Consider the following 7,432-nt stretch of genomic DNA (forward strand, 5'->3'; position numbering starts at 1 on the left):
TCGAACGGTGAATGATCCACCTATCGAGGTGTCCGTGGAAATTAGACCACTACAGGCGAGACCTTTGATCATGGTTCTGCTCCTTGCAATAGAAAAGCCCCCGACCAGGCCGGCAACGAAGCCAGTCCAGCAAGGGGCGGAACTTAGATGAAGATGAAGCGCCGGCTGCCGACCCGCTCCAGGGGATAGGATTGCAGCAGTTCAGGGTGGTCCTTCAGCAGTTTGGCAACGTCAAGCGCCGTGCCGTCCTTGGCCTTCTTCCAGCTCACTTCGCCAGTTTCGAAGATCGCCCCGCTGGCATTGCCGATGGCTTGCTGTAACTGTTGCTTGAGCCTTGCCTCCAGCTTCTCTTGATCAGCCAAGGTTTCGCGAACGGAGACCAAGTCGGCAAAGGTGGCAGACAAGTTTCTGTCACTGCTGAAATCGATCTTGCTGCCGTCGTCCTTGGGATACAGGCAACGCAAGGCCAAGTCAGCCGAGTCGGAGCCATCCGCGGGCGGCGGGGTATCGGTTTGAACGAAATGCCAGAACTCCCGTTCCAAGCGGATGAGGTTTTGGATCAGGGTTTCGTTACGCTCGATGCGATGGATTTCCAGTGACTGCCCCCCGATCAGCACGGCGACGTCTGCACACTGCTTGCCCGTTACCGCCAGTTGGTGATGCACCTGAAGCTGGATGTATTCCGGCACGCCTTCCTTCCACAGCCTTGCGCCGTTGATGCCCGCTGTCTTGCATTCGAGGATCTGGACATCGCTGACACCGACTACTTCTCGATCGATGTTGGCAAGCATCCAGGCCTTGTCTGGATCGGGATGCTGGAGCACGGCATTGATCCGTCTGACCCGGTTGCCAGTCCGCTTGGTGTAATGCGCGGCGACGATGGGCTCGAGGATCGTTCCCCAGTACATCGGGCTCTCTTCGTCGTTTGGATCGACGACTGGTAGACTTTTATCCCTGCCTGTCTTCTCCATCCAGAGTTGGAGCTGAGACTTGTAAGGATTCAGACCCACAGCTGCAGCGGCGTCCGAGCTGCCAATGCCGTTCTTACGAACATCCAGCCATTCCTCGCGCGGCAGGTTCTCTGTCTTGACAAGGCGAAGTGCTGCTTTCGGCTTAGCGGTCTTGACCGACTCGGTCGAGCCTGGCTCTTTCGGGATGATGTTGCTCATGTTGCTTCCTCCAAAGTGAAGAAGCCTGGCCAACCGAAGTTGAACCAGGCTTCCTTCCGTGATGTGGAAAGGGCGATCACGCAGCCAGCTTCATTGCCTCCTCAAACGCGCGTGACTTGAGGCTGGCCCCTTGCCCAAACCACGCGGAGTCGAGCCGATAGTCCGCACTACGCGCTCGTTTTTCATGGTCCACGTACTGGGTCACAGCATTGAGCAATCCCCAAGCGGTGCCAGAAGCTGCTGTCAGCTCCGAGCCTTTGCCGCTTCCTGCGAAGAGGGCGTAAACGTTGTTCAGGGCCTTCTCGTTTCTCTGCTCGGAAAGAGGTAGATCACGATCACCCAGCACGTTGACCAGGAAGTTCATGGCTTCAAACTTATGAACCTTCCTGTCAGCGAGTTGCTTGATGGACGTCATAAAGGCGTCCCAAGCCGAGACACCAATCCCCAGTTCCCGTTTGACCAACTCCGGATCAAAGGTGGTGGAGTGCGGAACCTTCACTGCCCAACCTCGTTCCCCGACCGCCATCTGCAGGGTGTTGTTGCACACAATGCGAATGGAGGTGAACTGCGCGGTCGTGCACAGCGTCCCATCACAACTTGTTGCCAGAAGCAGATAGCCCTTCACATGGTCGTTGCCTTTCAGCATGACCTCTTGTCCCGTTCTCGCTAAGGCCCAGAGCTTCTTGCCGCCCTTCAGAACCCCGGCCGTTTCCAGCTCAAAGCCACCGGCAGAGACCAAATCCCTGTAGAACTCAAGAACTTCAGCAGGCTGAACCACCTTGTAGCGGTTCGATACCACGGACAAAGGCGCAAAGGTGTCTGACCGGTATAGAACCTTCGATTCGGGATGTGGTTTGACGTGGAAGCCGCTCCCCTCGGCCACATTGAAGAGGACATCGGTTTCCTTGATGCTCCAATCGAAACCAGCTGCCTGCAGCCAAACCTCAAGCGGCTGCTTCGGCGGGAGCTGATTGCCAAGGCCATGCCAGGGCGTTTCATTGGCGTAGGCCATAGTGCTGACTAGGTGAGCCATAGTGTGTTCTCCAAATGCAAAAAGCCCCGGAACGCTCGTGGCGCTGCGGGGCAGAAGGACTTGATCATTCTATTTGCGCATCGGGCCGCCCTGGCTAATTCTCCTCTTCATTCATCTTGTCGAAATGGGTGACTACGACTTTAGTGAGCGTTGCAAGTAGCACGATGAGAACTGAGCGTAGCGCCTGAAATATAGGGGTTGGCATCGCAATTCCTTGATGTGTATTACATGATGCTTATACTAAGGGCAGGGGCGTTAATTGAAAAAATATTTCAACTAACGTCATTCAAGCGTGGGCGAAAAAAGGCCGGCGAGTCAGGTCTTCTGCCCATTTCCGCAGGTCTGAGTCTGACTAGAAATGTTCAAAATTGAATTAAAATATAATATAGGAAATGACAAAAAATAATCACAAAAAAGGATTTAGATCATGATAATAATAAGAAACCCAGTCCGCGATGCGGTTGAACGAGTGGGTGGGCCGACGAAGGCTAGCAATCTGTTGAACGTGTCGAATGGAACTATCCATGCGTGGATAAAAGCACGTCGTGTGGCTGATATCGATTTGGCAAAGAGGCTCGCACAGTTCGCAAAGATGGATGTTCAGGAAATTCGCCCCGCGCCATGAAAAACTCAATTTCAACCAATAAAATAATGGAAAGGCTCGGCAGCAGTGTCGAGATCAATCCTGCCACCGGCAATCTACGCATCGCAGTGCAGTTCAACGATATCTACTGGGCAATCGATGCGCTAGGAGGGTCTGAGAAGGCGGCGTTGACCTTGAACGTTTCCCCGAAGGTTGTTGAGCGCTGGACCGAGGACTACTATGTTCCCAATCGGTACGCCAAAATAATTTCCAGCTTGACAGGCTATAGTCTTGAGTCGCTGACAATTCCTGTCGTGGTCTATGAGGATAGAGACTCTGGGGAGTTTTGGCCAATAACAGCACTCATCGCGATTCGAGAGCGAGAATTTCTAGACGAGGATGACATCATTGAGCTGATGGCTTGACCCAGTGGAAATGCAAAGCACTTTCGATTTCAGCGTATTTGTAGGGGCTTACGCTTGTCTCACTTTTCCCAAGAGGAAAAGGTGCAGCGCATGGGCGTAAAATATGAGGTCTCTGGCTCATGCCCGGCCACAGCCGCGGACTCATAATCAGTCGGTGCCGAGTTCGACTCTCGGGGGGCGCCAAATTTGAAAAAGCCCACCTTTCGGGGTTGGCTTTTCGTTGATTTCGTCATGTCGTCAGGGCCACGCCTCATTTTTTTCCGATCCTGAGCGTCTTGCTTTGTCTCGTTGGACCGAGCACTGCCCCTGCCCTCCAGCTCAGCAACTGTCGCAGCGAGTCGCTGCATTTCATTCCTGAACAACTGATTTTCAGTCTGGTTTGAGGTTCCACGCTCGTTCGATGTCTTCAGCTCGCTCAGCACTGCTGCTTGCCATTTGTCTCCAGAATCGTTGTTGGAACGGTCTTGAACGAAGGAGGCCCCGGCCAGTAGGGCTGAAACAAGCACAGCCCCAACGGCGATCCAAAGTTGAATTTTGGTGGTCCGCTTTGCGTCTGCATCCCGTTCATCGAGCTTTTCCAGCATCGTGCTTGCCGCATCAGCAAGCTCCTGAAGCGTCTTGGCTGATTAGGCCGATGTTTCTGCAGTCAGCCTCAGCATCTCACGGTCTTCGGCTCTTTCCTCCGCTATCCGTGCAGTGTGCTCAGCCATGTGGTTGCTGAACTCTATCGATTTGGTTTCGAAAGCTGGGTCAAGATTTTTTTGTATTGTACTTGCCTTGGTCAGGCGTTCCAGTTGCCGCCAGCTATCACCAAGCTCCAAGCTGCTCTTTCGCACCTGATCGAAGATGCTCCGTGTCAAGCCCAAGGCGGATTCGACGATCTTGCGCCTCTGCTTCACCTGCTCCTCAATTTCATGCCGAAGCAGCCTGTCCAGGTAAGCCGTTGCAGCTTCTCCAGGCTTCCGAGCAACGGGGGCTTGATCTATCGAACCTTCCCGTGTCTCCCGGAATACACTAGACAAGGCATAGGCCTCTGCAAGCGTTTCAATTTCGTCGTCCGACAGCTGTTCTAGCTGCTCCGCAGTAATCGCCACACGCTCTTTGTCGAGCGAGATATCCGCTGACAAGCTTGCGATGCAAGGCAGATAGCCTCGAATGCGCTCAGTGGAAGGTTGATCAGGCAGCTTGGCGTACTCACTGACATCAGACACCCGCAGAGGGAATAGAAAAATTGGCCCAATCGACGTATCGGCTTCCGCAACATGTTTGAAGAGGATGCTGAGGTCCAGCCCCTTTTTTTGGGGCTGGTCAGCATTCGATCCTTCTTTGCAGGTGTCCTCAGTCACTTCACCAGCTCCATCAGCTTTCCGAAGCTGTTCACCACATCGTACTTCACGTTCTCAGGCGCGTATTTCTTGTTGATCTCGTCGAAGAATTTACGGGCACAGTCGATCTTTGTTTGCTCTATCGGCGTGAGATTCATCGACGACATGGAGCCCTTGGTTTCCGCCACGAAGTACACATGCTTGACGGCCCCTTCTTTGAAGGAAATGGCCCAGTCCGGGTTGTAGTCGCCAACGGGGGTAGGAATCAGGAAGCCGCGCGGCAGCTTGGCGTAAACAACCACATCGGCGCAGGTGTCCAGCTCCTTCACGAACTCACGTTCGATCTTGGAATCAGTCAGCACATAGTCGTAGATGTGGCGATGGAGCTTGTCCCCGGCCTTGCTGAAGTCCTGTTTGGTCTGCCCAGCCGTGAAGATGTCCAGGTCGAACTGCTCGGCCACGGGATCGTAGGCGAGGTGCTCGATGATCACCGTCGCCTTCTGCTCGTTGATCAGCCGGACGGCTTCGGTAATGAAGTGCTCGGGGTTGTATTTGAACTGAGCAAACACGGCCACGTTGATGCCGCTCAGGATGTCCGCCACGCTACGCCGCGTGAGCTGCGTACCTTCGGCCAGTTTGCCAATCAGGTCGTACTTCACGGCCGAATGGATCGAATGGGTGTTCCGCTCGGTTTCCGTGACCTTCAGGACGAAAGCGTCGCCATTCCTGATGCCGTCGTAAGTGACCTGTGCAGACTGCTCGCCACGCTGGATCGTGTACTGCAATGGCGCCACGTGCAGATGTTCATCCAAGACCTTGACTGCCTTGGCGACGAGCTCATTGGAATCAAACTGAACGGTGTAGGCGGCCTTGCGGTTGATCCTGGCCCAAAGCGCCTTGAACTCCTGTTTCTCGAAGTTGGCGTTGGGCTCCAGCTTCTTCGCTTTGCGGCCATCCTCGGGCTGCATGATCTGGCTTTCGCTGAACACACTGTCGATCAGCTGGAAAACTTGCTCGGCATGAGGCACCAGTTCGTCCGGCAACGCGTCCAGCGTGCCGTCCTTCCTGGCCTGATGGTATTTCTCGGTGATGTTGCGCTTCTTATCGACGTAGCCGTTCTGGATCAGGTAGAACTCGATGTCAGTGGCTTGATCATCGGAAACCGTAATCGGACCTTCCGTGGTGTTGAGTACCTTGCCGGTGAAGTAAGCCTTATCGGCGACACGCGGACGCGCAGACAGCGATTCGCTGATGTCTCGTTGCAGTGCGGCCACGAAATCCTTGTAGCTTTCGCTCGCCACAACGGTCAGTACGTTGATGTCGTGAACGATGGAAGGGTGGTCTATCCGATCGCCATGTTGGTTCACCGACAAGCGCAGACCACGCCCCACTTCCTGACGGCGGGAAATCGTGTTGTCACTATGCTTGAGGGCACAAATGACAAACACGTTTGGATTGTCCCAGCCTTCACGCAAGGCCGAATGCGAGAAGATGAACCGTACCGGCTCGCTCAGGGACAGCAGGCGCTCCTTATCCTTCAAAATCAGGTCATAGGCGTCCACATCGTCGGCTTCGGTGGCCTTCTTGCTCATCTCCGGGTCGACCAACTTCTTGGTCTTCTTGTCGATCGAGAAATAGCCGCTGTGGGTCTTCTCGACGGCAATACCCTTTAGGTGCTTGATGTAGGCCGTTTCGTCCAGGTCCAGCACTTCGTTAAGGTAGAGCTGGTATTCCTCTTCGAACACACGGGCGTACTCACCCTTTTCATCGACTGCGCTGTAGTCTCGGTACTTCGCTACTTCGTCGATGAAAAACAAGGTCAGTACCTTGATCCCCTGTTGGAACAAGGCTTGTTCCTTGTCAAAGTGCGCCTTGATCGCCTCCCGAATCTGGATGCGTCGCAGAGCTGCTTCGTTCACGTCGCCGTATGCTTCCCCTGCCTGCAGCTCGACACCGTTGGTGAAGCTCAAGGTATCGGTAATGGCGTTGATGTCGGACACCACATAGCCCCGGTACTGATCCAGCTCGTTCGACAGCACAAACAGGTTGTCGCGCTTTGACAACTTGCGAACCACACGCTTGATCTGGCCGCTGGCGAGCTTCTGCTCAAACTCGACACGCGCCTCGGGCGGCTTCTTGGTTGAAACGTCGACGCCTTGCAAGTATAGGTAGGCATTGGTGCCCGCCAAGCCTTTGACCGAGATGCCACGCACGGCGATCTTCTTCACCAGCCTCTGGTTGTAGGCGTCCAGCGCATCAAGACGATGAATCTTGTTGTGCGTGGTCTTGTGGGTGGCCGAGTAGCGCAGCACCATCAAGGGCTTGAAATCGGCAAGAGAATCGAGAGTTTTCGCCCCCTCCATTTTCTGGGGTTCGTCCAGAATGAGGATTGGGCGGTTCGCATTAATGACATTTATCGGTTTGCGAGATTGGAAATCATCCAGGCCAACCATTTCAGTCTGCCCCCCCACATTCACACGTAGGGTTCCGTAGATTCGACGCGCGTCGGCACCTTTGGCGTTAAACGCCTGCACGTTGATCACCATCACGTTGATGCCCGCATCCGACGAAAAACTCTCCAGATGGTGCAGCGCCTTGGAGTTGTAGATGAAGAAGCGGGCCTTCTTCTGGTACGTCTCCAGGAAATGATCTGCCGTGATTTCCAGCGACTTGGCGACTCCTTCACGGATGGCAATGCTGGGAACCACAATGATGAACTTGCTCCAGCCGTACTGCTTGTTCAGCTCGAAGATCGTCTTGATATAGCAGTAGGTCTTGCCCGTGCCGGTTTCCATCTCGATGTCGAGATTGAGCTTGCTGACCTTGGTCTTGACCAACTCAGGGGCACCTCGAAAAACCGCGACTCGCCCGCCCTTGATAAAATTACAGCGTTCTGA

The 7,432-nt window shown here is 54.3% G+C and carries 5 protein-coding genes and 1 tRNA gene; 2 read left to right on the top strand and 4 right to left on the bottom strand.

Annotated elements, in window-relative coordinates; all coding sequences use genetic code 11:
* Positions 1–143: 143 nt before the first annotated feature.
* Complete coding sequence (locus Q0672_RS05745) at positions 144–1,169, bottom strand: lambda-exonuclease family protein (RefSeq protein ID WP_298620649.1); 1,026 nt, start codon at positions 1,167–1,169, stop codon at positions 144–146.
* A 76-nt stretch (positions 1,170–1,245) separates the two neighbouring features.
* The gene (locus Q0672_RS05750; protein ID WP_298620651.1) at positions 1,246–2,202 is read right to left on the bottom strand and encodes a DUF932 domain-containing protein; all 957 of its coding nucleotides are present in this window, start codon (positions 2,200–2,202) and stop codon (positions 1,246–1,248) included.
* Positions 2,203–2,823: 621 nt separating this feature from the next.
* Here Q0672_RS05750 and Q0672_RS05755 point away from each other — a divergent pair.
* Together Q0672_RS05755 and Q0672_RS05760 are read left to right on the top strand one after the other, a co-directional pair.
* Entirely contained in the window at positions 2,824–3,210 is a 387-nt protein-coding gene (locus Q0672_RS05755; RefSeq protein ID WP_298620653.1) for a hypothetical protein, read from the top strand.
* 108 nt (positions 3,211–3,318) lie between these two features.
* Positions 3,319–3,393, top strand: a tRNA-Ile gene (locus tag Q0672_RS05760).
* Positions 3,394–3,836: 443 nt separating this feature from the next.
* On the opposite strand, the gene Q0672_RS05765 is transcribed toward Q0672_RS05760, so the two are convergent.
* On the bottom strand, positions 3,837–4,556 hold the full coding sequence (locus Q0672_RS05765; protein ID WP_298620655.1) for a hypothetical protein: 720 nt from the start codon (positions 4,554–4,556) through the stop codon (positions 3,837–3,839).
* Entirely contained in the window at positions 4,553–7,372 is a 2,820-nt protein-coding gene (locus Q0672_RS05770) for a DEAD/DEAH box helicase family protein (RefSeq protein WP_298620657.1), read from the bottom strand. Before Q0672_RS05770 ends, Q0672_RS05765 begins: the two co-directional genes overlap by 4 nt.
* Positions 7,373–7,432: the final 60 nt, after the last annotated feature.

The organism is uncultured Zoogloea sp. (assembly GCF_937894855.1).
In the GTDB taxonomy this organism is placed as follows: domain Bacteria; phylum Pseudomonadota; class Gammaproteobacteria; order Burkholderiales; family Rhodocyclaceae; genus Zoogloea; species Zoogloea oryzae.

Bases quoted from the DNA above. Each gene is read 5' to 3' on its own strand.
- Q0672_RS05745 (WP_298620649.1), bottom strand. From the start codon at position 1,169: ATGAGCAACATCATCCCGAAAGAGCCAGGCTCGACCGAGTCGGTCAAG.
- Q0672_RS05750 (WP_298620651.1), bottom strand. From the start codon at position 2,202: ATGGCTCACCTAGTCAGCACTATGGCCTACGCCAATGAAACGCCCTGG.
- Q0672_RS05755 (WP_298620653.1), top strand. From the start codon at position 2,824: ATGAAAAACTCAATTTCAACCAATAAAATAATGGAAAGGCTCGGCAGC.